This window comes from Stenotrophomonas sp. 1278 (assembly GCF_029892765.1).
In the GTDB taxonomy this organism is placed as follows: Bacteria; Pseudomonadota; Gammaproteobacteria; order Xanthomonadales; family Xanthomonadaceae; genus Stenotrophomonas; species Stenotrophomonas indicatrix.
On record NZ_JARXWD010000019.1, the window covers coordinates 68,161 to 92,844 of the forward strand.

General features: G+C 67.0%; 20 protein-coding genes and 1 pseudogene. 3 read left to right on the plus strand and 18 right to left on the minus strand.

From position 1 onward, the window contains the following. Positions 1-133 precede the first annotated feature (133 nt). The 3 genes from M2299_RS15535 to M2299_RS15545 form a co-directional block, all read right to left on the minus strand. Positions 134-1,087: a Nudix family hydrolase gene (locus M2299_RS15535; protein WP_100435817.1), complete on the minus strand. Its 954-nt coding sequence runs from the start codon at positions 1,085-1,087 to the stop codon at positions 134-136. A 95-nt stretch (positions 1,088-1,182) separates the two neighbouring features. Beyond that, positions 1,183-3,915: a preprotein translocase subunit SecA gene (gene secA / locus M2299_RS15540; protein ID WP_280884624.1), complete on the minus strand. Its 2,733-nt coding sequence runs from the start codon at positions 3,913-3,915 to the stop codon at positions 1,183-1,185. Positions 3,916-4,180: 265 nt separating this feature from the next. After that, complete coding sequence (locus M2299_RS15545; RefSeq protein WP_025876571.1) at positions 4,181-5,134, minus strand: M23 family metallopeptidase; 954 nt, start codon at positions 5,132-5,134, stop codon at positions 4,181-4,183. Between the two features lie 12 nt (positions 5,135-5,146). Between M2299_RS15545 and M2299_RS15550 the strand changes: the two genes are divergently transcribed. Next, positions 5,147-5,596 carry a DUF721 domain-containing protein gene (locus tag M2299_RS15550; protein ID WP_025876573.1) on the plus strand — a complete coding sequence of 150 codons (450 nt, stop codon included), beginning with the start codon at positions 5,147-5,149 and terminating at the stop codon, positions 5,594-5,596. A gap of 280 nt (positions 5,597-5,876) precedes the next feature. On the opposite strand, the gene lpxC is transcribed toward M2299_RS15550, so the two are convergent. The 15 genes and pseudogenes from lpxC to mraZ form a co-directional block, all read right to left on the minus strand. Beyond that, positions 5,877-6,788 carry a UDP-3-O-acyl-N-acetylglucosamine deacetylase gene (gene lpxC, locus M2299_RS15555; RefSeq protein ID WP_025876575.1) on the minus strand — a complete coding sequence of 304 codons (912 nt, stop codon included), beginning with the start codon at positions 6,786-6,788 and terminating at the stop codon, positions 5,877-5,879. A gap of 171 nt (positions 6,789-6,959) precedes the next feature. Then, positions 6,960-8,195, minus strand: coding sequence for a cell division protein FtsZ (gene ftsZ, locus M2299_RS15560; protein ID WP_025876577.1), 1,236 nt, complete (start codon positions 8,193-8,195; stop codon positions 6,960-6,962). Positions 8,196-8,359: 164 nt separating this feature from the next. After that, entirely contained in the window at positions 8,360-9,595 is a 1,236-nt protein-coding gene (ftsA, locus tag M2299_RS15565) for a cell division protein FtsA (protein WP_025876580.1), read from the minus strand. Positions 9,596-9,663: 68 nt separating this feature from the next. Continuing rightward, positions 9,664-10,341: pseudogene (locus M2299_RS15570) on the minus strand (cell division protein FtsQ/DivIB); the annotation flags it as partial. After that, the gene (locus M2299_RS15575; protein WP_059066018.1) at positions 10,338-11,342 is read right to left on the minus strand and encodes a D-alanine--D-alanine ligase; all 1,005 of its coding nucleotides are present in this window, start codon (positions 11,340-11,342) and stop codon (positions 10,338-10,340) included. The gene M2299_RS15575 and the pseudogene M2299_RS15570, both read right to left, overlap by 4 nt. Further along, a complete protein-coding gene (gene murC, locus M2299_RS15580; RefSeq protein ID WP_025876586.1) occupies positions 11,339-12,775 on the minus strand; it encodes a UDP-N-acetylmuramate--L-alanine ligase in 1,437 nt (478 codons plus the stop codon). The genes M2299_RS15575 and murC overlap by 4 nt, the downstream gene beginning before the upstream one ends. Before the next feature lie 40 nt (positions 12,776-12,815). After that, the gene (murG, locus tag M2299_RS15585; protein WP_032974909.1) at positions 12,816-13,904 is read right to left on the minus strand and encodes an undecaprenyldiphospho-muramoylpentapeptide beta-N-acetylglucosaminyltransferase; all 1,089 of its coding nucleotides are present in this window, start codon (positions 13,902-13,904) and stop codon (positions 12,816-12,818) included. Continuing rightward, positions 13,901-15,220, minus strand: coding sequence for a putative lipid II flippase FtsW (ftsW, locus tag M2299_RS15590; protein ID WP_099782846.1), 1,320 nt, complete (start codon positions 15,218-15,220; stop codon positions 13,901-13,903). Before ftsW ends, murG begins: the two co-directional genes overlap by 4 nt. Further along, the gene (gene mraY, locus M2299_RS15595; protein WP_025876592.1) at positions 15,220-16,305 is read right to left on the minus strand and encodes a phospho-N-acetylmuramoyl-pentapeptide-transferase; all 1,086 of its coding nucleotides are present in this window, start codon (positions 16,303-16,305) and stop codon (positions 15,220-15,222) included. The genes ftsW and mraY overlap by 1 nt, the downstream gene beginning before the upstream one ends. Further along, complete coding sequence (gene murF / locus M2299_RS15600; protein WP_280884625.1) at positions 16,295-17,689, minus strand: UDP-N-acetylmuramoyl-tripeptide--D-alanyl-D-alanine ligase; 1,395 nt, start codon at positions 17,687-17,689, stop codon at positions 16,295-16,297. Before murF ends, mraY begins: the two co-directional genes overlap by 11 nt. Beyond that, positions 17,686-19,194 carry a UDP-N-acetylmuramoyl-L-alanyl-D-glutamate--2,6-diaminopimelate ligase gene (locus M2299_RS15605; RefSeq protein WP_100435813.1) on the minus strand — a complete coding sequence of 503 codons (1,509 nt, stop codon included), beginning with the start codon at positions 19,192-19,194 and terminating at the stop codon, positions 17,686-17,688. Before M2299_RS15605 ends, murF begins: the two co-directional genes overlap by 4 nt. After that, positions 19,191-21,035 (minus strand): penicillin-binding protein 2, encoded by a 1,845-nt coding sequence (locus M2299_RS15610; RefSeq protein WP_025876598.1) that lies wholly within the window; start codon positions 21,033-21,035, stop codon positions 19,191-19,193. The genes M2299_RS15605 and M2299_RS15610 overlap by 4 nt, the downstream gene beginning before the upstream one ends. Then, the gene (ftsL, locus tag M2299_RS15615) at positions 21,032-21,295 is read right to left on the minus strand and encodes a cell division protein FtsL (protein ID WP_025876599.1); all 264 of its coding nucleotides are present in this window, start codon (positions 21,293-21,295) and stop codon (positions 21,032-21,034) included. Before ftsL ends, M2299_RS15610 begins: the two co-directional genes overlap by 4 nt. Beyond that, the gene (gene rsmH, locus M2299_RS15620; protein WP_025876600.1) at positions 21,292-22,260 is read right to left on the minus strand and encodes a 16S rRNA (cytosine(1402)-N(4))-methyltransferase RsmH; all 969 of its coding nucleotides are present in this window, start codon (positions 22,258-22,260) and stop codon (positions 21,292-21,294) included. Before rsmH ends, ftsL begins: the two co-directional genes overlap by 4 nt. Before the next feature lie 14 nt (positions 22,261-22,274). After that, positions 22,275-22,721, minus strand: a complete 447-nt coding sequence (mraZ, locus tag M2299_RS15625) for a division/cell wall cluster transcriptional repressor MraZ (RefSeq protein ID WP_025876601.1) — start codon at positions 22,719-22,721, stop codon at positions 22,275-22,277. Positions 22,722-23,045: 324 nt separating this feature from the next. On the opposite strand from mraZ, the gene M2299_RS15630 reads away from it, so the two are divergent. After that, positions 23,046-23,834, plus strand: coding sequence for an NRDE family protein (locus tag M2299_RS15630; RefSeq protein ID WP_100435812.1), 789 nt, complete (start codon positions 23,046-23,048; stop codon positions 23,832-23,834). A 270-nt stretch (positions 23,835-24,104) separates the two neighbouring features. Then, entirely contained in the window at positions 24,105-24,584 is a 480-nt protein-coding gene (locus tag M2299_RS15635; protein WP_280884626.1) for a DM13 domain-containing protein, read from the plus strand. Positions 24,585-24,684: the final 100 nt, after the last annotated feature.

The following is a 24,684-nucleotide window of genomic DNA, read 5'->3' on the forward strand; positions in this document are numbered from 1 at the left end:
TGGATCTACTGGTCGCTGCGTGGCGTGGGTCCGCTCATCCACGCATGGCGTGGATCTACTGGTCGCTGCGTGACGCGGGTCTGCTCATCCACGCATGGCGTGGATCTACTTGCTTGCGACCCTGTGTATCGCGCTACACAGGCCACAGGCCGCGGATGGCGGCGATACCCTGCCCGCCATGCCGGCGTGCCTCGGCCACATGCTGCGGTGTCATGCCGCCGAGCGCATAGATCGGCAGCGAGACCTGGGCGCGCAGCGCGGCGAAGGCCTCCCACCCCAACGGCATTGCATCGGGATGGCTCGCAGTGGCCTGCACCGGCCCCAGCACGGCGAAGTCGCAGCCCAGCCGCTGTGCGGCCAGCAGCTGCTCAAGCCCGTGGCAGGAGGCGGCCACCAGCTGCCCGGACGGCAGCGGCCGTTCCTGCAGCGACTGCAGCTGCTCGCTGCCCAGGTGCACGCCAACGCCGAGGGTGCGCGCCAGTTCAATATCGCGGTTGAGCAGCCACTGCACACCGCGCCGATGCGTGCGCACGGCCTGCTCGATCACGCCCTGACGCTGCGGATGCTCGGCGGGCAGGCGCAGCTGGATGCGTTGCTGCCCCGAAGCCACCGCCTGCTGCAGCTGGCCGTGCCAACGCTGCAGGCCGCCCTCATCGATGTCCGGCGCAGGGGTGATCAGGTAGCAGTCCGGCTGGCGCAGTGCGGCCACCACCGGCAGGTCAGCCGGCGGCATTGAATAACGGGCCAGCTTGTCCGGCGTCACCCAGGTGATGGCCTGGCCCTCGCGTCCACGCGGGGCGCCCTTCCAGCTGCGCACGTGGCGCACTTCCAGGGTCAGGTCCTTGTCCGGGTAGCGCTGCGGCACGTCCATGATCCACTCGCCCACCTCGGCCTCGATGCCCAGCTCCTCGTGCAGCTCGCGCACCAGCGCCTGTTCGGAGGTCTCACCGGGCTCGCGCTTGCCGCCCGGGAATTCCCAGAGGCCGGCCATGTCGCGGCTTTCGGTACGGCGGTTGAGCAGGATGCGGCCGCGGGCGTCGGTGATGACGGCGGCTACGACGTGGATCGATCGTTTCGGGGAAGGCATGGCCGAAGCATGCCGAAAAGCGGGGCACCGGCGCAATCGCCGGGCGCTTCAAGGCCCAGAACAGGAAAGCCCCGCTTTCGCGGGGCTCTCCGGGGTCAGCTCAGCTGGCCGTGGCAGTGCTTGTACTTCTTGCCGCTGCCGCACGGGCACGGATCGTTGCGACCGATCTTGGGCTCGTCACGCTGCAGCTGCGCCACGCCCTGCTGGGCGGCCTCCACCTGCGCCGCCTCTTCGTCGGCGCCGTAGCCGCCAGCGTCCTGGTGCTGGAACTGCGACTGGCTCAGGCGGGCTTCCACCTGCTGGCGCTCGGCCGCTTCCAGTGCCTGCACTTCCTCGTCGCTGCGGATGCGCACGCGGGCCAGCAGGGTCACCACTTCGCGCTTGACGTTCTCCAGCATGTCCGAGAACAGCTCGAAGGCTTCCTTCTTGTATTCCTGCTTCGGCTGCTTCTGCGCATAACCGCGCAGGTAGATGCCCTGGCGCAGGTAATCCATGCGCGCCAGGTGCTCCTTCCAGCTCTGGTCGAGCACGGTCAGCATCACGTGCTTCTCCAGCGCGCGCATGGTCTCTTCGCCCACGCCCGCTTCCTTCTCGGCGAAGTGCTGGTTGATGCGCTCCTGCACCTTGGCGGTGATGCCTTCGGCGTCCAGCTCCTCGTGCGACTTGACCAGATCGGTCAGCGACATGTCCACACCGAAGTCCGACTGCAGGGTGGCTTCCAGGCCACGCAGGTCCCACTGCTCGTCCACCGAGTTCGGCGGCACGAAGCGGGCAACGATGTCGAAGATCACGTCGTCGCGGATGCCATCGACGTTGTCCTTCACCGACTCGGCGTCCAGCAGTTCGTCGCGCTGGGCGTAGATCACCTTGCGCTGGTCGTTGTTGACGTCGTCAAAATCCAGCAGGTTCTTGCGGATGTCGAAGTTGTGGGCCTCGACCTTGCGCTGTGCCTTTTCAATCTGGCGGCTGACCAGGCGGTCTTCGATGACGTCGTCTTCCTTCATGCCCATCATGCGCATGGCCTTCTGCACCCAGTCGGAGGCGAAGATGCGCATCAGGTTGTCTTCCAGCGACAGGTAGAAACGGGACGAGCCCGGGTCACCCTGGCGGCCCGAACGGCCACGCAGCTGGTTGTCGATACGACGCGATTCGTGGCGTTCGGTGCCGACGATGTGCAGGCCGCCGGCCGCCTTGACCACGTCATGGCGCTTCTGCCACTCGGCCTTGATCGCGGCCTTCTGCTCGTCGGTCGCGCCTTCGCCCAGCTCGTGGATTTCCGCTTCCAGCGAGCCACCCAGCACGATGTCGGTACCACGACCGGCCATGTTGGTGGCGATGGTCACGGCGGCCGGACGACCGGCGTTGGCAACGATGGTCGCTTCGCGGTCGTGCTGCTTGGCGTTGAGCACTTCGTGCTTCACACCCGCCTTGCGCAGGTGCTCGGACAGCATTTCCGAGGTTTCGATCGAGGTGGTACCCACCAGCACCGGCTGGCCGCGCTTGGCGCACTCTTCGATGTCGGCCAGCACCGCATTGAACTTGCCCTTGCGGTTGAGGAACACCTGGTCCGGGCTGTCCTTGCGGATGGTCGGGCGGTTGGTCGGGATCACCACCACTTCCAGGCCATAGATGCTCTGGAATTCGAACGCTTCGGTATCGGCCGTACCGGTCATGCCGGACAGCTTCTTGTACATGCGGAACAGGTTCTGGAAGGTGATGCTGGCCAGCGTCTGGTTCTCGCGCTGGACCGGCACGCCTTCCTTCGCTTCCACCGCCTGGTGCAGGCCATCGGACCAGCGGCGGCCGGCCAGGGTACGGCCGGTGAATTCGTCGACGATGACCACTTCGCCATCGCGCACGATGTAGTCCACATCGCGCTGGTAGATGGCGTGCGCGCGCAGGGCGGCGTTGAGGTGGTGGACCACGGTCAGGTTCTGCGCCGCGTACAGGCCTTCGGTCTCGGCATCGAGGATGCCCGCTTCCACCAGCAGCTGTTCGGCGTGCTCCATGCCCGCTTCGGACAGGTGCACCTGCTTGCCCTTCTCATCGACCCAGAAGTCGCCTTCGCCGTCTTCCGCTTCCTGCTTGACCAGGTTCGGCACGATGCGGTTGACGCGGATGTACAGCTCCGGGGAATCGTCGGCCGGGCCGGAGATGATCAGCGGGGTACGCGCTTCGTCGATCAGGATGGAGTCGACTTCGTCGACGATGGCGTAGTGCAGGCCGCGCTGGTAGCGGTCAGCCTTGGACAGCGCCATGTTGTCGCGCAGGTAGTCGAAACCGAATTCGTTGTTGGTGCCGTAGGTGATGTCCGAACCATAGGCTTCGCGCTTGTCGCTGTGCGGCATGCCCGGGTAGACCACGCCCACGCTCAGGCCCAGCCAGTTGTACAGCTTGCCCATCTGCGCGGCATCGCGGCGGGCCAGGTAGTCGTTCACGGTGACCACGTGCACGCCCTTGCCTTCCAGCGCGTTGAGGTACACCGGCAGGGTCGCCACCAGGGTCTTGCCTTCACCGGTGCGCATTTCTGCGATCTTGCCCAGGTGAAGCACCATGCCGCCGATCAGCTGCACGTCGTAGTGGCGCATGCCCAGCACGCGGCGACCGGCCTCGCGGCAGACCGCGAACGCTTCGGGCAACACCTTGTCCAGGGCTTCACCACCGGCGATGCGCTGCTTGAATTCCGGCGTCTTGGCCTGCAGCTGCTCGTCGGAAAGCTTCTCGATCTCCGGCTCCAGCGCATTGATCTTGGCGACGATGCGGTTGAGCTGGCGCAGCTGTCGTTCATTACGACTGCCAAATACGCGGGTAAGCAGGCTGTTGATCATTGAGGGAACCGGGTTGGATGGAAATGCCGCACGGCTCCGGGAAGGATCCGTCCGCCGCAAACGAATCAGGGCGCCTGGCGCCCTGTCGATGGCAACACCCATTGTAGCTTGGGATGGGCCGCTGGGGTTTCAACCCTGTGGCGGCATTGGCATCCGAACATTCCGGTAGTGCCGGCCGCTGGCCGGCAATCCGCGATGTTGCCGAAGATCATGAGGTTGCCGGCCAGCGGCCGGCACTACCGCCCCCGGAGTACGGGGGCCCGATTCAACCGCGGGTGATGCGCCCGACCGGGGTATTGCCGCCATCGCCGAGGAACTTGCGCGGGTTGACCACGTTGCCGTTCTCCCACACCTCGAAGTGCACGTGGGCGCCGGTCGAACGACCGGTGGAACCGGCCTTGGCCACTTCCTGGCCGGCACGGACGAGGTCGCCGACCTTCACCACCAGGCGCGAATTGTGCGCGTAGCGGGTGACGTAGCCATTGCCGTGGTCCACATCGACCACGTTGCCGTAGCCGCCCTTGACCCCGGAGAAGCTGACCACGCCGTCGGCCACCGACATCACCGGGTCACCGACGCGGGCGTGGAAGTCCATGCCCTTGTGGGTGGCGGCACCGCGACCGAACGGGTCGGCACGGGTACCGAAGCCGGAGGTGACGTAGCTGTTGCGGATCGGCATGCGCGAGGGCACGGCGTTCTGCTGCAGCTGGTGGTCGAACATCAGCGATTCCATCACCGACAACTGGCGGCCTGAAGCAGCGAAGCGCTGCTCCAGCACCTGTAAGTCGGCGTTGACGTCCTTCACCGGGATGTCGGCGGTCGGGCCGCCGGCATCGCCGTCACCGAGGCCGGGGGTCTCGTTGAAGTCGAATTCGCCGTCTTCCAGCTTGCCCATCTGGGTCAGTCGCTCGCCCAGGGCGTTCAGGCGGGTGGCCTGCGCCTGCAGCTCGCCGAGGCGGGCAGCCAGCGCGTTGACCTGGGTCTGCGCATCACGCTGGACCTTGGCCAGTTCGGCCTCCTGGCGGTCGACCTTGGCCTGCAGGCGCGAGTCATTGAGCGCGCTGACGCCAATTCCACCGGCAAGGCCGATAATGCAACCTGCGCCGAGCACGCTGCCCAGCAGGGCTCGGGGGCGGTCCTCGAAGTAGAACCGCAAACGCGTGAGCGCCGATTTGGCCTGTCCTTCACGCGTTTTGATTACGATCTTTTTGAATGCCATCAGTGAGTTTTCATGTCTGAGCCGAAATCCAGCGTTCGTCCCGCATCCCGACCGAAACCGGCCTTGGATGCAGTGATGGCGGACAAAAGCGGGAACCCGCTGCGGCGTGCCCTATGGCTCGACGCGCTGGACCGTCAGTTGCGCCCCCAGTTGCCGCCACCTCTGCGCAGCCGTTGCCGGCTGGCCAATGTGGACGGGGAACACCTCGTTTTTCTCGTCGAGTCCCCGGTCTGGCATGCCAAGTTGCGGCTTGCCGAAGCCCAGTTGCTCGACGCGGCCCGGTCCATCGGGCTGAAGGCCACCAAGGTGACCGTCAAGACTGCGTCTCCCACTCCCACGCGCTCCCCAGCGCTCGACAACCGGAATGGACCCCACGCAGTTTCAGCCGCCACGCACAAAGGGCTACGCGACGCCTTGGCAGCTCTGCAGGACCTTCCTTCGAAACCGAAGCGGGAAACCTGAAAGCAGCGGAGCGTCCTGCTCCACTCCCCGTCGCGCGTGTCACCGCAGCGTGAAACATTTCGGGGGCCGGGTCGCATCCTAGCTGGCCCCGGTGGGCCAGTCGTTAGATTGTTGTTAAAACAACGTTAAATTCAGGCTTCGGATCCAACAGGTTCACAAAACCGTGACCTCGGCCCGGCCGTCGCGTCACCAACTGCGCCAGTGCTTCAAACAACGCCGGAAACGCAGACGCCGCCCTGGAAGGCGGCGTTTTTTCATTCAAATTCAACAACTTGTGAAATCAGGCATAGGCCGGTGTGGCGTACACCACCGGGTCCGGCACGGCCGGCGAGTCGTAAGTGACCCATTCCCAGGCGGTGGCATCGGCCATCAGCGCCCGCACCAGCTTGTTGTTGAGCGCGTGGCCGGACTTGAAGCCCTCGTAGGCACCCAGCACCTGGCCGCCGGCCAGATAGAGGTCGCCGATCGCGTCAAGAATCTTGTGGCGCACGAATTCGTCGGCGTAGCGCAGGCCGTCTTCGTTGAGCACGCGGAACTCGTCGAGCACGATGGCGTTGTCCATCGAACCACCGAGGCCGAGATTGCGCTCGCGCATGTATTCCAGATCGCGCATGAAGCCGAAGGTGCGCGCGCGGGAGATTTCCTTGGTGTAGGCCATCGTCGAGAACTCGATTTCCTGGCGCGACTGCTTGGCCGGGATCATCGGGTGGTCGAACTGGATGGTGAAGCCCAGCTTGTACCCCTCATACGGGGTAAAGCGGGCCATCTTGTCGCCCTCGGTCACTTCCACGGTCTTCAGCACGCGGATGAAGCGCTTGGGCGCATCCTGTTCGACGATGCCTGCCGACTGCAGCAGGAACACGAACGGGCCGGACGAACCGTCCATGATCGGCAGCTCGGCCGAGGACAGTTCGACGATGATGTTGTCCACACCCAGGCCGGCCAGGGCCGACATCAGGTGCTCGACGGTCTGGATCTTGGCGTCGTTGCAGGTCAGGCCGGTGCACAGGGTCACTTCGGTGACCAGTTCGGCCTTCGCAGGCACTTCCACGACCGGGTCCAGGTCCACGCGCCGGAACACGATGCCATGGTTGACCGGCGCCGGGCGCAGGGTCATGTAGACCTTGTCGCCGCTGTGCAGGCCTACACCGGTGGCGCGGATCGTGTTCTTGAGGGTGCGTTGCTGGATCATGGGGGACGACCGGAAGTGACACAGTAGATTAACACGCAGGGTCCCCTACCCCGGCTGAAACGCCGGTGGGACGCGCGTGAAGCAGGGCGGCCGGGCCCATCCTGGCCCGGCGCCCGCGTTTTCAGGACATGGTGGCGCAACCCGGGGGGGACAAGCCCCGGGCAGCGTCGATCAGTCCGCCTGGCGGCGCAGGAACGCCGGGATGTCCAGGTAATCGTTCGGCAGTTCCGCCGCGGCCGGGGCCGAAGAGGCCGGAGCCGACGGGGTGGAAGCTGCCACGCTGTCGCTGCTGGCACGACGCAGGCCCAGGCCCATGCCGCCGACGGCCTTGGACACCGCATCGCCGCCGTTGTCGAACTCGCCGAACTCCGGCTGGCCGGTGGTGGCGTTGCGGACCAGCTTGATCGGTGCACGCTCACCCGGACGCTGGGTCTTGCTGGCCGAGACGCGGTTCAGGCCCGTGGCGACCACGGTCACGCGCACTTCGTCCTGCATGTCCGGATCGAGCACGGTACCCACCACCACGGTCGCGTCTTCCGAAGCGAAGCCGTCGATGGTGCGGCCGATCTCGTCGAACTCGGCCATGGTGAAGTCGGCACCGGCGGTGATGTTGACCAGGATGCCGTTGGCGCCAGCCAGGTTCACATCGTCCAGCAGCGGGTTCTGGATGGCCGACTCGGCCGCGGCCTGCGCGCGGTCATCGCCGCGGGCGGTACCGGTACCCATCATCGCCAGGCCCATTTCGGACATGACGGTGCGCACGTCGGCGAAGTCGACGTTGATCAGGCCCGGACGCACGATCAGGTCGGCGATGCCCTGCACGGCACCCTGCAGCACGTCGTTGGCGGCACGGAAGGCCTGGATCATGGTCGCGTTGCGACCCAGCACGGTGATCAGCTTCTCGTTGGGGATGGTGATCAGCGAGTCGCAGTGCTGGCTCAGCTCTTCGATGCCCTTCAGCGCGACCTGCATGCGGCGGCGGCCTTCGAACGGGAACGGCTTGGTGACCACGGCCACGGTCAGGATGCCCATTTCCTTGGCCAGCTGTGCCACCACCGGCGCAGCGCCGGTACCGGTGCCACCGCCCATGCCAGCGGTGATGAACACCATGTCCGCGCCCTGCAGCGCGTCCATGATGCGCTCACGGTCTTCCAGCGCAGCCTGGCGGCCGACTTCCGGATTCGCGCCTGCGCCCAGGCCCTTGGTGACATTGGTACCCAGCTGCAGCTGCAGCTTGGCACCACAATTCTTGATGGCCTGCGAGTCGGTGTTGGCGGTGATGAATTCCACGCCATCCACTGCCGAGTTGACCATGTGCGCCACGGCATTGCCGCCGCCGCCGCCCACGCCAACCACCTTGATCACCGCATTGGGTGCCATCTTTTCGATCAGTTCAAAATGCGCCATGTCCGTGTCCTCGTTGTATCCGCTTTCGATTGCATGGGCGTTCGGGCGTCCTGCCTTCGTGCTGCATGCCGTCGTTGCGGCTGTGTGGGTTATGTGTGTTGCCGGTGTAGCGTCGTGTTGCCGGTGTTGCGGCCGGGCAGCGCCCGGGTGGTACAGGTGCCGCGTCAGAATTCGCCGCGGAACCAGGTCTTGAGTTTCTTGAACATGCTTCCAGCGCGGCCGGTCGGCAGCGACGGCCGGCGCGGATGCTCGATCTGGCTGCCCATCAGCAGCAGGCCCACGCCGGTGGCATGCACCGGGTTGCCCACCACTTCGCCCAGGCCGGTAACGTGCTGCGGGATGCCCACGCGTACCGGCATCTGCAGCATTTCCTCGGCCAGTTCGACCACGCCTTCCATCTTCGAGGCACCACCGGTCAGCACCATGCCGGCGCGCACCAGTTCCTCGAACCCGGAGCGGCGCAGTTCGGCCTGCACCATTTCGAAGATCTCTTCGTAGCGGCCCTGCACTGCCTGCGCCAGCGCGTGGCGCGGCATGCGGCGCGGCGGACGATCACCGACCGACGGCACCTGGATGCTTTCCTCGGCGGTGGCCAGCTGGGCCAGGGCGCATGCATAGCGCACCTTGATCTGCTCGGCTTCCGGGGTCGGCGTGCGCAGCATGTGCGCGATGTCGTTGGTCACATGGTCGCCGGCGATCGGCAGCGAGGCGGTGTGGCAGATCGCGCCCTGCACGAACACTGCGATGTCGGTGGTGCCGGCGCCCATGTCGACCAGCACCACGCCCAGCTCGCGCTCGTCGGCGGTCAGCACCGCCACGCTGGACGCCAGCGAGGACAGCACCAGGTCGTCCACCTGCAGGCCGCAGCGCTGCACGCACTTGCTGATGTTGGCCGCAGCCGACTGCGCGCACACCACCAGGTGCGCATGCACCTCCAGGCGCACGCCGGTCATGCCGACGGGGTTGCGGATGCCTTCCTGCGAATCGTCCAGCACGTACTCGCGCGGGATCGCATGCAGGATCTTCTGGTCGGCCGGAATCGCCACTGCCTTGGCCGCATCGAGCACGCGATCCAGGTCGCCCCAGGTCACTTCGCCGTCGCGGATCGGCACGATGCCGGGCGAGTTCTTGCACTGCACGTGGTTGCCGGAAATGGAGGCATACACCGAGCGGATCTCGCAGCCGGCCATCAGCTCGGCTTCTTCGACCGCACGCTGGATCGACTGCACGGTCGATTCGATATCCACCACCACGCCGCGCTTGAGGCCGCGCGACTCATGGGAGCCGATGCCGATCACTTCGATCGGGTTGCCCGGCGAATACTCGCCCACCAGCGCCACCACCTTGGAGGTGCCGATATCCAGGCCGACGATCAGCGATTTGTCACCCTTGCGATTCATGTTCTTTCCTGCGTCCTTCTTGCCGGGGTGCCCGGTGCATTGGCCGGGGCGGCCGGAGTGCCCCAGCTCAGCGTGAAACCATTGGTATATCGGAGGTCGGCGCGCTCGATCGGCGCGGCCTGGTTGGCCAGCTGCGGCAGCACGCGCACGAAGCGCTGCAGGCGCGAGCGGGCATCGTCGCGGCCGACCACCACTTCAGTGCCGTTGCTCAGCAGCAGCGACCAGCTGCCGCGCGCGTCCATCGTCAGCCGGCGCACGTCGACGCCTGCCGGCGCGAACAGCGCGCGCGAATCGTTGTACAGCTTGACCACTTCCTCGGTCTGGCTGTCCGGGCCATCCAGCTCGGGCAGCTGCAGGTCGGCCAGCTTCTTCGGCGTGGGGAACAGCTTGCCCTGCTCGGACAGCAGGCGATCTTCGCCCCAGCGCGCGAACGGCTTGTGCTCGACCAGCGTCACTTCCAGCACGTCCGGCCACTGCTTGCGCACCTGCGCGCTTTCCACCCACGGCAGCTTTTCCAGTGCGTCCTGCGCGTCCTGCAGCTTGACCGCGAAGAAGCCGGCATGCGCATACGGCAGCAGCACCTGCTGCAGCTGTTCCGGCGGCACCCGCTTGAACTCACCGTGCACGCGCAGCTTCGCCAGCGGCCAGCGCTCAGCGCCGACCCAGCCATTGACCACGGCCACCACCGGCAGTGCAACCACCGACAGTGCCAACAGCCAGACGAAGATGCGCAGCACCGCGTTCATGCGTGCGATGCCTCCAGGGTCTGTTCCAGCACGCGCCACACCAGCTCTTCGAAGCTGATGCCGGCCTGCCCGGCCGCCTTGGGCACCAGCGAGTGGCTGGTCATGCCCGGCGCGGTGTTCACTTCCAGCAGGAAGAAGCGGCCGCTGCTGCGGTCACGCATCACGTCGACGCGACCCCAGCCGCGGCAACCGGCCGCGCGGAAGGCAGCCAGCGCGATGCGGCGGATCTCGTCTTCGTCATCACCGTCCAGGCCCGGGCACAGGTACTGGGTGTCTTCGGCGATGTACTTGGCGTTGTAGTCGTACCACTGGCCCTTGGGCACGATGCGGATCGACGGCAGCGCGACATCGCCGAGGATGGCCACGGTCAGTTCGTCGCCCACCACCATCTGTTCCATCAGCAGCTGGCCGTCGTAACGCGCGGCCAGGGCCACGGCTTCGTCCAGGCCGGCGTCGTCGGTGACCCGGCTGATGCCCACGCTGGAACCTTCGTTGGCCGGCTTGACCACCACCGGCAGGCCGAGCTCGGCCGCCAGCGCGTGGACATTCTTTTCGGCCGCTCCCGGCATCCTGCCTCCCGCGGCACTCGTACCTCCGTGTACTTCGCGGTACTGCGGGGTCGGCAGCCCCAGTGACAGCCACACCTGCTTGGTGCGGATCTTGTCCATGCTCAACGCCGAGCCCAGCACGTTGGAGCCGGTGTACGGCACGCCGAAGGCCTCCATCAGGCCCTGCACGATGCCGTCCTCACCGCCACCGTTGTGGCCGTGCAGGATGTTGAACACGCGATCGATGCCGCCGGCCGCCAGCGCCTTGGCCAGCGCCGGAATGCCGTCGATGGCGATGGCATCGACGCCGCGCGACTGCAGGGCTTCGAGCACGTTGCGGCCCGAATCCAGCGACACTTCGCGTTCGCTGGAGCTGCCACCGAGCAGCACGGCGACGCGGCCGAACGCGGCCGGGTCGGTGCTGCGCAGCGGCGGGAAGGTCAGCGTACTCACGCCTCGCCCTCCGCCTTGAAGCCTTCCACGGCAATGTGGCTGGCGACGGCGCCGATGTCGCCGGCACCCATCATCAGCAGCAGATCGCCGTCCTGCAGCACGTCCGGCAGCACGGTAGCCAGCTCGGATGCCTTGCCAACCACCACCGGCTCGCTGCGGCCGCGCGCGCGGATGGCGCGGGCCAGCGCATGCGAATCGGCGCCAGCGATCGGCTCTTCACCGGCCGGGTAGACCTCGCTCAGCACCAGTGCATCGACACTGGACAGCACTGCGGCGAACTTGTCGAACTGATCGCGGGTACGGCTGTAGCGGTGCGGCTGGAAGGCGACCACCAGGCGCTTGTCGGCCCAGCCGCCACGCGCGGCGGCGAACACCGCTTCCAGCTCGCTCGGATGGTGGCCGTAGTCGTCGATGATGCGGACCTTGGCACCGCTGGCGGTGGTCACTTCGCCCAGGTCATTGAAGCGGCGACCGACGCCAGCGAAGCTGGCCAGCGCACGCGCGATCGTGTCCGGGGCCACGCCCAGCTGCCAGCCCACCGCCGCAGCGGCCAGCGCGTTGAGCACGTTGTGCTTGCCCGGCAGCGCCAGTACCACTTCCTGGCTGGTGCCCTGCGGCAGGCGCAGGGTGAAGCGCATGCGCGAACCTTCCTGCACCACGTTCTCGGCGCGCACGTCGGCCTGCGGGCTCATGCCGTAGCTCATCACGTGGCGCGGGGTCTTGGCGGCCAGTGCGGCCACTTCCGGATCGTCGATGCACAGCACTGCCAGGCCGTAGAACGGCAGGCGCTGCAGGAACTCGGCGAACGCCGCCTGCACGCGGGCGAAATCGTTGCCGTAGTTCTCCAGATGATCGGAATCGATGTTGGTGATGATCGACATCAACGGATTCAGGCGCAGGAAGCTGCCGTCGCTCTCGTCGGCCTCGGCCACCAGCCACTGGCCACCACCGAGCTTGGCGTTGGCACCGGCCGCCAGCAGCTGGCCACCGATCACGAAGGTCGGGTCCAGCCCGCCCTCGCTCAGCACCGCAGCGGTCAGGCTGGTGGTGGTGGTCTTGCCGTGGGTGCCGGCCACGGCGATGCCGCGGCGGAAGCGCATCAGTTCGGCCAGCATCGCCGCGCGCGGCATGATCGGAATGCGCTGGCTGCGCGCTTCCATCAGCTCCGGGTTGTCTTCGCGGATCGCGCTGGAGACCACCACGCAGTCGGTGCCCAGCACGTTGGCGGCCGAGTGGCCGCGCATGATGCGCGCGCCCAGGCCGGCCAAGCGGCGGGTCGCGACGTTGTCGGCGTTGTCCGAACCGGACACTTCGTAGCCCAGCGTCAGCATCACCTCGGCGATGCCGCTCATGCCGGTGCCGCCGATGCCGACGAAATGCACGCGCGGGAACGCGCGCACCAGATCGTTGGTGTCATGCAGGCGGCGGATCATGCGCGGCCTCGCGCAGGGCAGGCGCTGGAGCGTGCCTTCTTCATACAGCTTCCTCGAGAATGATATCGGCGATGCGCTCGGCGGCATCGACCTTGGCCAGGGCACGCGCGGCTTGCGCCATCTGCATGCGGCGGGCGGGATTTTCGGACAGATCACGCAGTAGCGCGGCAATGCCGTCTGCCAGCGTTTCGTCCTGCTTCAGCAATACGGCTGCATCGCGCTCGACCAGGTACTCCGCATTGCGGGTCTGGTGATCGTCGACAGCAGCGGGGAATGGCACCAGCACGCTGCCGATGCCGACCGCGCAGAGTTCGGCCAGCGTGGACGCGCCGGAACGGCACACCACCAGGTCGGCCCAGGCGAAGGCTTCGGCCATGTCGGCGATGAACGGTGTGACCTCGCCCTGCACGCCGGCCTTGGCATAGGCCTCGACCGCTTCGGCATGCAGCTTCTCGCCGCTCTGGTGACGCACCACCACCGGCACCTGCGCACCCAGGCTGGCCAGTGCCTGCGGCACGCCACTGTTGAGCGCGCGGGCACCCTGGCTGCCGCCCAGCACCAGCAGGCGCAGCGGACCGCTGCGATCGGCCAGCCGCTGCTGCGGCGGCGCGACGGCGGCGATTTCGGCGCGCACCGGATTGCCCACGAACTCTTCGCGTGCAGCGAAGGTGCCCGGGAAACCGGTCAGCAGGCGGCGCGCGTAGCGCGACAGGATGCGGTTGGTCAGGCCCGGCGCGCGGTTCTGTTCGTGCACGATCAGCGGCAGGCCGTGCAGGCGCGCGGCCATGCCACCGGGGCCGGAAGCGAAGCCACCGAAGGCGACCACCGCACGCGGCTGGCGATCACGGATGATCAGGCCGGCCGCACGCAGCGCGCGCATCAGGCGCCACGGCGCGGCCAGCAGCGCCAGCTTGCCCTTGCCACGCAGACCGGTGATGGCCAGCGTATCGATGGCGATGTCGTGCTGCGGCACCAGGCGGGTTTCCATGGCGCCATCGGCACCCATCCAGGTGACCGGCACGCCACGCGCGCGCAGCACGCGGGCCACGGCCAGGCCCGGGAAGATGTGCCCGCCGGTACCACCGGCCAGGATCATCACCGGCCGGTTGTTGTTCTGGGCCGCGCTCATCCGAGCCTCCCGAAGGTGGGTTCGACGCGCGACTGCAGGCGGCTGGTGCCACGCACGGCGGCCGGCTCGGCCGCAGCGGGCGCGGCAGCCATCGGCACGTTCTTCGCCACCGGTGCAGCAGAAGGCTCGGCGGCGGCAGGGCCGGCAACATCGTCGGCAGCGCCCATGCGCACGGCCTGGCGGCGCTCGGCGCGCTTCAGTTCATAGGACACGCGCAGCAGCAGGCCCATCGCCACGCAGGTCATCAGCACCGACGAACCACCCGACGAAATCAGCGGCAGGGTCAGGCCCTTGGTCGGCAGGATGCCCAGGTTCACGCCGATCGAAACGAAGGTCTGCATGCTGATCCACAGGCCGATGCCGAAGGCGATGTAACCGGAGAAGTGGCGCTTCATTTCCACGCAGCGCATGCCCAGCCAGAAGGTGCGGCCGACCAGCAGCGCATACAGGGCCACGATCACGCAGGTGCCCAGGAAACCGAATTCCTCGGCGGTGACCGAGAAGATGAAGTCGGTGTGCGCCTCGGGCAGGTAGTACAGCTTCTGCACCGAATTGCCCAGGCCAACGCCGGTCCACTCGCCGCGGCCCACCGCCATCAGCGCGTTGGACAGCTGGTAGCCGTCGCCCTGCTGGTCGGCCCACGGGTCGAGGAAGGAGGTGATGCGGCGCATGCGGTACGGCTCGATGATCGCCAGCGCGCTCATGCCGACCAGGCCGATCACCACCGGCATCGACATGCGCGGCATGTTCACCCCGCCCAGCACCAGCATGCCGGCGGTGATCGCCAGCAGCAGGGTGGACGAGCCGAAGTCGGGCTGCAGCAGCAGCAGCACCACCAGCGCACCGGCCACGCCCAGCGGCTTGAGCATCGCCGGCCAGGTCGCGTTGACCTCGTCGCGGAAGCGCACCAGGTAGCTGGACAGCCAGACGATGTAGAGCACCTTCACCGCTTCGACCGTCTGGAACTTGGAGATGCCCAGGTTGATCCAGCGGCGGGCACCGTTGACGCTGCTGCCCAGGCCGGGCACGAACACCACCACCAGCAGCGCGAAGCAGCCCAGCAGCAGCATCTGGTTGTACTGCTCGATGGTCTTCAGTTCGGTACGCGCGGCGAAGATGGCCAGCACGATGCCGACCGCCAGGAAGATCAGGTGGCGGTTGAGGTAGTAGAACGGGCTGCTCATCAACGCGATCGAGCTGGACGCCACCATCACCACGCCCAGCCCGGTGAGCGCGATCATCGCGCCGAGCAGCCACTTGTCGTAGCTGCCACCGATGGCCTCAAGGCGTGTTGCCTGGTGCGACAGGTCATTCATCAGCGTACCTTCAACGTGGCCAGGCCGATCAGCACCAGCACGACGGAGATGATCCAGAAGCGCACGATCACGCGCGGCTCCGGCCAGCCCTTCAGTTCGAAGTGGTGGTGGATCGGCGCCATGCGGAACACGCGCTTGCCGGTCAGCTTGAACGAGGCGACCTGGATCATCACCGACAGCGTTTCGATGACGAACACGCCGCCCATGATCACCAGCACCAGTTCCTGGCGGGTGATCACCGCGATGGTGCCCAGCACCGCGCCCAGCGACAGCGCGCCGATATCGCCCATGAACACCATGGCCGGATAGGTGTTGAACCACAGGAAGCCCAGCCCCGCGCCAGCGATCGCCGCACAGATGATGACCAGCTCACCGGCGCCCGGAATCTGCGGGATCTGCAGGTAGTTGGCGAACACCGCGTTGCCCGAGGCATAGGCGAACACGCCCAGCGCGCAGGCCACCAGCACCGTCGGCATGATCGCCAGCCCGTCCAGGCCGTCGGTCAGGTTGACCGCGTTGGAGAAGCCGACGATCCAGAAATAGGCGATGGCCACGAAGCCGATGCCGGCCAGCGGCAGCGCCACCGACTTGAACATCGGGATGTAGAAGGTCAGCGCCGCCGGTACGTCGGCGGTCTGGAACAGGAAGATGCCCGCAGCCAGGCCGAAGATCGACTGCAGCAGGTACTTCCAGCGCGACTTCAGGCCGTTCGGGTCGCGACGGACGATCTTGATCCAGTCGTCGTACCAGCCGATGGCGCCGAAGCACAGCATCACCGCCAGCACCAGCCACACGTAGCGGTTGCGCAGGTCGGCCCACATCAGCACCGACAGGGTGACGGTGAGCAGGATCAGCGAACCACCCATGGTCGGCGTGCCGGCCTTGGAGAAATGGGTCTGCGGACCATCGGTCCGGATCGGCTGGCCGCCCTTGAACTGGGCAAGCTTGCGGATCATCGCCGGGCCGAGCCACAGCGACAGGAACAGCGCCGTCAACGCGGCAAGGATGGCGCGGAACGTCTGGTAGTTGAACAGCCCGAACAGGCTCTCCAACTGCTGCAACCATCGAGCCAGTTCATACAACATGCGGGGATTCCTCTCCTTGCGCCAGCAGCGCTTTGACAATCGTGTCCATGGCGCTGCCACGGGAACCCTTGACCAGGCAGCGCACGCCGGCGTGCAGCGCTTCCTTCAGCGCCTGCGACAGCGCGTCATGGGTGGTGAAATGTTGTCCGCCCTCGCCAAACGCAGCGGCGGCAGCGGCGCTGAGCGGGCCCAGCGCATACAGGCGCTTGAGGCCGGCGGCACGCGCGCGGATGCCCGCCTGTGCATGCAGCGCCTCGGCGTCGGCGCCCAGCTCGCGCATGTCACCCAGCACCAGCCAGCCCTCTTCCGGGGCGGCGGCCAGTGCGTCGATGGCGGCGGCCAGCGAACCAGGGTTGGCGTTGTAGCTGTCGTCCACCAGCACCGCGCCGTTGTGCAGCTGATGGGCGATCTGGCGGCCCGGCACCGGCTGCGCTTCCGCCAGGCCGGTGGCCACCAGTGACAGCTCGATGCCGGCGGCAAGCGCCAGGCTGGCGGCGGCCAGCGCATTGCTGATGTTGTGGCGGCCCGGCAGGCCCAGCACCACGCCCGTCTCGCCCATCGGCGTGACCAGGGTGAAGCGGCTGCCCTGCGCACCGGCGCGGATGTCGCGCGCGGTGACGTCGGCGCTGTGTTCCAGGCCATAGCGCAGCACCCGGCAACGTGCCGGGGTACCGATGAAATGCTGTTCGAACCAGCGCCCGTAGGCATCGTCGGCGTTGATCACGGCCACGCCATCGGCCGGTAGTGCGGCGTAGATCGCGCCCTTGGTCACCGCCACGCCGAGCAGGCTGCCCATCCGCTCCAGGTGGGCCGGGGCGATGTTGTTGACCAGGGCATAGCGCGGGCGCGCGATGTCGGTCAGGTAGGCGATGTCGCCCGGCTTGCCGGCGCCCATCTCGTAGACGGCGTAGTCGGCATCTTCCGGTGCGTCGATCACCGCCAGCGGCAGGCCGATCTCGTTGTTGCGGTTGCCCGGGTTGGCGTAGACCACCTTGTGCGCGTGCTGGGCCACCTGCTGCAGGATCGCCAGCAGCAGGCTCTTGACGCTGGTCTTGCCGTTGCTGCCGGTGATGGCGAACAGTTCGGTCGCGCGGTCACGCTGCATGCCGGCGGCGATCTTCGCCAGCGCGCGCTCGCTGTCGGCCACCAGCACCTGCGGCAGGTCCAGCGGCAGCAGGCGCTCGACCAGCAACGCGCTGGCGCCACGTGCCTGTGCGTCGGCAGCAAAATCGTGGCCGTCGAAGCGTTCGCCACGCAGCGCCACGTACAGGCTGCCCGGGCCAAGGCTGCGGGTATCGTTGCTGACCGCGTCGATGGCCACGTCGTCGCCGTGGATCTCGCCACCGGCCCAGTGCGCGATCAGCGAAAGCAGGGTGCGCTTCATGCGGCGCCCTCCCCTGCCTGAGCGGCCAACACACCGGCCTTCGCAGCCAGCGCGGCGGCCGACACTTCGGTGTCGTCGAAGTCATGGCGCACGCCATTCACTTCCTGGTAGGGCTCGTGGCCCTTGCCGGCGATCAGGATGATGTCGCCGGCACCGGCGCGCTTCACCGCCAGGCCGATCGCACGCGCGCGGTTGCGCTGCACGGTCACGGCCGAGGCATCGGTAAAGCCAGCCAGGATGTCGGCCACGATCACGTCGCCGTCTTCGCCACGCGGGTTGTCGTCGGTGACGATGACCTGGTTGGCCAGGCGCTCGGCAATGGCAGCCATCTGCGGGCGCTTGCCGGTATCGCGCTCGCCACCGCAGCCGAACACGCAGAACAGCGTGCCCTGCAGGTGGCTGTGCAGGCTGTCCAGCGCCTGTTCCAGCGCGTCGGGGGTGTGTGCGTAATCAACCACCACGGTCGGCAGGCCATCTTCGCCGCCCAGGCGGTTCATGCGGCCACGGATCGGCTGCAGTGCCGACAGCACCTCGGCGATGCGCGGCAGCGGATGCCCCAGCGCATGCAGGCTGCCGGCCACGGCCAACAGGTTGTCCACGTTGAAGCGGCCCAGCAGCGGCGACTGCACTGCAGCGCGCTGGCCGTCGATGACCAGTTCGAAACCGATGCCGCGGCCGTCCAGCTGCAGTGCTTCAGCGCGCACGCTGGCACCGTCGGCACCACGCGAGCTCAGGCCGATGGCCTGCACGCCCGCCGGCAGGCCGGCGAACAGCTGGCGACCGAACGCATCGTCAAGATTGATGACCGCCGCCTTCAGGCCCGGGCGATGGAACAGCCGCGCCTTGGCCGCGCCGTAGCTGGCCATGTCACCGTGGTAGTCAAGGTGATCGCGGGTGAGATTGGTGAACACCGCCACGTCGTAGTGCACCGCATCCACGCGGCCCTGGTCCAGCGCATGCGAGCTGACTTCCATCGCCACCGCGCGCGCGCCATCGTCGCGCAGCTGCGCCAGCAGTGCATGCATCTGCAGCACCAGCGGGGTGGTGAAACCGGTCGGCTCGACCGCACCATAAAGTCCGGCGCCCAACGTGCCGATACTGCCACTGGGCGTACCGAGCAGGTGCCAGGCCTGGGCCAGCAGCTGCACGGTGGAGGTCTTGCCGTTGGTGCCGGTCACGCCAACCATGGTCATCGCCCGCGAAGGCGCGCCATGGAACTGGTCGGCCATTGCCCCCAGACGCGCGCGCAGGTCCGGCACGGCGATGGCATCGGCCGGTGCAGGCAGCTCGGCAGGCGCGGGCGCTTCGAACAGGATCGCGCCGGCACCGGCAGCACGCGCCTGCTCGACAAATCCCAGGCCATGCGCGCCGAAGCCGGCAATGGCAACGAAGGCATTGCCGGGGCGCACGGCACGGCTGTCCAGCACCAGGCCGGTCAGAACGGGATCATGGCCCGCCAGGGCCACGTCCGGAAGCAACTGCGAAAGCAACATCGAAGGACTCATTGCGTGCCTCCCGTGGCGGGCGGCACATGGGGGTGCGCGCTGGGCAGCGCGGCATCGAATTCAGCGGCGGCATCCACCGGCAGTGCGGCTTCGGCCGGCGGCACCGGCAGCACCGAGGCCGAATGCCCGATCTTTCCGGACTGCTGGGCAGCCAGCCACGACTGCAGGTCATCCAGCGGCACATCCATCAGGCGCAGGGTGCCTTCCATCACGTTGTGATAGACCGGCGCCGACACCAGGCCGCCGTAGAACTTGCCGCCCTGCGGATCGTTGATGACGATGACGGTGGCAAAACGCGGATTGGTGGCCGGCACCACGCCGGCGAACAGCGCGTTGTAGTGGCCGCGCTCGTAGCCACCGGGGCCGGTCTTGCGCGCGGTACCGGTCTTGCCGGCCACGCGGTAGCCCAGCACCGCCGCCTGCTTGGCACCGCCCTGGGTGACCACCGTTTCCATCATCGCCACCACCTGCTTGGCGACGTTCTCGTCGATGATCTGCTGGCCTTCGTTGCGCTGGCCCTTGACGAAGGTCGGCGCGATCAGCTTGCCGCCGTTGGCCAGCGCCGAGTACGCGGTGGCGATCTGCAGCGGCGTGACATTCAGGCCATAGCCGTAGGACATGGTCGTCTTGGTCGCGCCGTCCCAGTTGGCGGGGCGCCGCACGACACCGCCGGACTCGCCGGGGAAGCCACTGTGCGGCACCGAGCCGTAGCCGAAACGGCGCACGCCGTCGTAGAACACCTGGTCGGGCATCTTCGCGGCGATCTTGGCCGCGCCGATGTTGGAGCTGCGGGTGATCACACCGGTGACGTTCAGCACGCCGTTGTTGCGCGGCACATCGCGGATGGTGAAACGGGCAACCTGCATGTAGCCCGGGTTGGTATCGATGATGGTGTCCTTGGTCACCACCCCGGACTGCAGCGCGGTGGCGATGGTCAGCGGCTTCATCGTCGAACCCGGCTCGACCAGGTCGGTCACCGCGCGATTGCGGCGCGTGTCCGGCACCGCGCCGTTGAGCGAGTTCGGGTTGTAGGTCGGCAGGTTGACCATGGCCAGGATCTCGCCGGTGGTCACGTCCATGATCACCATCGAACCGCCGGCCGCCTTGTTGGCCACCAGCGCGTTGCGCAGTTCTTTGAAGGCCAGGTACTGGATGCGGCGGTCGATGCTGAGGGTCAGGTCCTTGCCCGGCTCGGCCGCACGCAGCAGATCGCTTTCGACCGTCTCGCCCTTGCGGTTGCGGATCACCCGCTTGCCGCCGGGCTTGCCACGCAGCCATTCGTCGAAGGCCAGCTCCAGGCCTTCCTGGCCGCGGTCGTCGATGTTGGTGAAGCCCAGCACGTGTGCCATCGCTTCACCCTGCGGGTAGAAGCGACGGAACTCGCGCTGCGCGGCCACGCCCGGAATCTTCAGCGCGACCACGCGCTCTGCCTCGTCCGGATTGATCCGGCGACGCAGGTACATGAATTCCTTGTCCGACTTCTGCGACAGGCGGCTGCTCAGCTCGTCCACCGACATGCCCACCGCCTGTGCCAGCTCGGGGATGCGCTCGGGCGAACGCAGCAGGTCCTGCGGGTTCACCCAGATCGAGGCGACCGGGGTGGACACCGCCAACGGCTCGCCGTTGCGGTCGGTGATCATGCCGCGCGAAGTCTTGATCGGCAGTTCGCGCAGGTAACGCGCTTCGCCCTGGCGCTGGTAGAAGTCGCTGTTGATGATCTGCACGTAAGCGGCACGACCCACCAGCGATACCGAGCACAGGCCGAGCGCCAGGGCCACCCAGCGCAGGCGCTGGCGCAGGTTGAAGGCGTTGCGGGGACGGTTGCGGCCGGTCTTGCTCATGGGCGCACCACCACCACGTCGGCGGCTTCGGGGAACTTCATGCCGAGCTTTTCGCGGGCGATGCTGTCCACGCGGTTGGCTTCGGCCAGGGTCGCCTGCTCCAGCTGCAGGCGGCCGAATTCGATGTTCAGGTCATCGCGTGCACGCTCGGCGCGCGACAGCTCGATGAACGTCTGCCGGTGACGGTGACGCACGAACACGACGCCGATCGCCGAGGCCACGGTGCAGGCCAACAGGATGATCAGCAGCAGCCGGCTCATGCATCGGCCTCCCGCTTCTGGGCTACACGCAGCACGGCGCTGCGGGCGCGCGGGTTCATCGCCAGCTCTTCGTCGGTGGCCTTGATGGCGCCGCCGATCAGGTCCAGGGTCGGCACGAAGGCCTGCGCCTCGGGCAGCCGGCGGTTGGCCGGCGGTGCCTTGGCCAGGCGGTTCATGTACTGCTTGACGATGCGGTCTTCCAGCGAGTGGAAGCTGATCACCGCCAGCCGGCCACCGGGCTTCAGGCGCTCCACCGCCGCGTCCAGGCCGGCTTCGAGGTCGGCCAGTTCACGGTTGATGTGGATGCGGATGGCCTGGAAGCTGCGCGTGGCCGGATGGATCTTGTCCTTGCCGCGCGGCATCACCGAGGCGATCAGTTCGGCCAGCTCGGCGGTACGGGTGAACGGCTGCTTTTCGCGGCGGGCCACGATGGCGCGGGCGATGCGCCGGCTCTGCCGCTCTTCGCCGTAGGTCCACAGCACGTCGGCGATCTCGCGATCTTCAACGCGGTTTATCCACTGCGCAGCGCTTTCGCCACTGTCCGGGTCCATGCGCATGTCCAGCGGGCCGTCCTTGCCGAAGCTGAAGCCACGCTCGGCCACATCCAGCTGCGGCGAGGACACACCAAGGTCGAACAGCACGCCATCCAGGCCTTCGGCGGTCTCGTTCCACTGCAGCAGCTGGGCGAAGCTGCCACGGAAGATCGACACGCGCGGGTCCGGCGCGAAATCGCGCTCGGCAACGGCAATGGCTTCCGGATCCTTGTCCATGACCAGCAGGCGTCCCTCGGGACCGAGCTGGGTGAGCACGCCACGTGCATGACCGCCACGACCGAACGTGCCATCCAGATAACGTCCGTTTTCGATCACCCTCAGGCCTTCCAGGACCTGGGTGTACAGGACCGGCAGATGCACCGCCGGCGACTGCGACACCGGAAGGTGACCGGTCTGCGCTTCTGGGCGCATCCGGGCACCCCGGCTCACAACTTCAGGTCGAGCAACCCATCACCCAGATCCTCATCAGACAACGTCTGCTGGATCAGGGCCCGATGCGCCTGCTCGCTCCACAATTCGAATTTGTCGCCCATACCGAGCAATACCGCCTTCTTCTCAATGCCCACCGCACCGCGGTGGCTGGCGGGAATGCTGATGCGACCGTTGCCGTCCAGCTCCAGGTGGGCGGCTGAACCGACCAGCTTCTGCTGCAGCAGACGTACGACGCGCTGTGTGTTGGGTTTGGACATGACGTCGTCGCGTACCCGCTCCCATTCCGACTCGGCGTACAGCCACAGGCAGCCGGATTCGAAGGGGTTGTAGGTCAACACGAGACGGTTGTTGCTGACGCGCGCAACCAGGTCGCGGTGAGCGGTGGGAACCGCCATGCGTCCTTTGTCGTCAACTGTGATGGCCGTCTCGCCCTGGAACACGACGCCTGCACCTTATCCTTCGCCCGGTGAAACATTGAACCACGAAAATCCACAAAACACCCGGATTTCCCTCTGATGCCCACCTTAGCAGCGGCCCAAGGGTTGTCAACAACTTTTCAGCAGGGAAATCGCCAGCCGCATCAATGGTTTGCGCCGATGTTTAGAGAGTTGTTCAAGGTTTATCCACAAGTTGCTGATCCGTCTCAATTTTTGAGATTGAACGGAAGTTCAGGGGTGTGGAGGGCGCGTGAAACATGGGCTGCGCATTCATCCGGAACGGGCCGAAAGCGACGTCGGACTGCGCAAACCGGGCACAATGGCGCCATGTGCCTGCTTGCTATTGGCTGGCTGCACCACCCGCGCTGGCGGCTGGTGATGGCCGGCAATCGTGATGAGTTCCACGCCCGCCCGACCGCGGCCCTGGCCCCCTGGCAGGATGAGACGTCGGTCATCGGCGGACGCGACCTGCGCTCGGGCGGCGGCTGGGCCGGGGTGGGTGCCGGCGGCCGGATGGCGGTGGTGACCAACGTCCGCGATCCGCAGGCTTCCCAGACCGGGCCATCGCGTGGCGCCCTGGTGGCCGACTACCTGCGTGGCCGCGATCCGGCGGCCATACATATAGAACGTCTGGCCGGGATCTCCACTGCCTATGCCCCGTTCAACCTGCTGCTGGCCGATGGCCACAGCCTGGAGTATCTGGGCAACCACCCGGCCGAACGGCAGACGCTTGGCCCGGGCGTGCACGGCATGTCCAACGGCGCGCTTGATGCGCCCTGGCCGAAGACCCGGCGGCTGATGGATGCGCTGTCGGCGTGGCTGGAACAAGACGGGGTCAGATCCCTTTCCCAACGGGAAAGGGATCTGACCCCGGACCTGACCCCGCTGTGGGATGCCCTGGCCGATGAACATCGCCCGGTCGACAGCGACCTGCCCGATACCGGCATCGGCCTGGAACGCGAACGCTGGCTCAGCCCCGCCTTCATCCGTGGTGACGATTACGGCACCCGCGCCAGCACCGTGCTGCTGATTGATGGCAACGGCCACGGCGAAATCCATGAGCGCCGCTTTGGTCCGCAGGGCGTACCCAGCGGACAGGGTCACGTCATTTTCTGACTGGAACGGTAGTGCCGGCCGCTGGCCCGCACTCTGGCGCCCGGCGTGTCGTGTTTTCCATCAAATGGGCCGTCGACGGGACAGGTCAAATGCGTCATTCAGCTTCCGGGCGCGACCAATACCCGCTTCTGCCACAAGGGCTTCAGCGTCACAGGCACTCCGCTGTGCCCTTTTCGCCTTCGGCACTGTGTCTATAAATGTCGCCCTCAGCCTCCCAAGGTAGCCCTGCCCGGCGCCATGCCGCGCGATCCACACCCATAAGGAGGCCCCATGCGCCGCATCCTCATCCTGCTCGCCACCCACCTGCTCACCCTCGGCCTTGGCTTCGGCCTGGGCGTGTATTTGCTGCCCATCCTGATCGCTCCCGATGATCCGCCGGTCGCGCAGGTGCAGGCGGCGATGGCCGACGCCACTTACCACACCACCTTCCGTCGCGACCTCAAAGGCAGTGACACGGTGCATTGGGCCGAAGGCAAGGTCAGCGTCAGCGCGCGCCAGGTCGCCTTCAACGGCAAGATGGGCCCGGGTCCTGACTACAAGGTCTACCTGGTCCAGGACTTCGTCGACAACAAAGCGGACTTTCTGAAGATCAAGGACAAGGCCCAGCGGGTCGGTGAGGTCAAGACCTTCAACCGCTTCCTGGTGGACGTGCCGGCCAATGTGGACGTGGACCAGTTCACCACCGTGGTGGTGTGGTGCGAGCGCTTCTCGCAGTTCATTTCCGCCGGGCAGTACCGCACGCCGGGTTGAGCCCGGTCTTCGTCCCGGTAGTGGCGGGGGGGGGGGGGGGCCCCCGGGGGGGGGGGGGCGCGGGGCCCGCGGGGGCGCCCCCCCCCCCCCCCCCCCACCC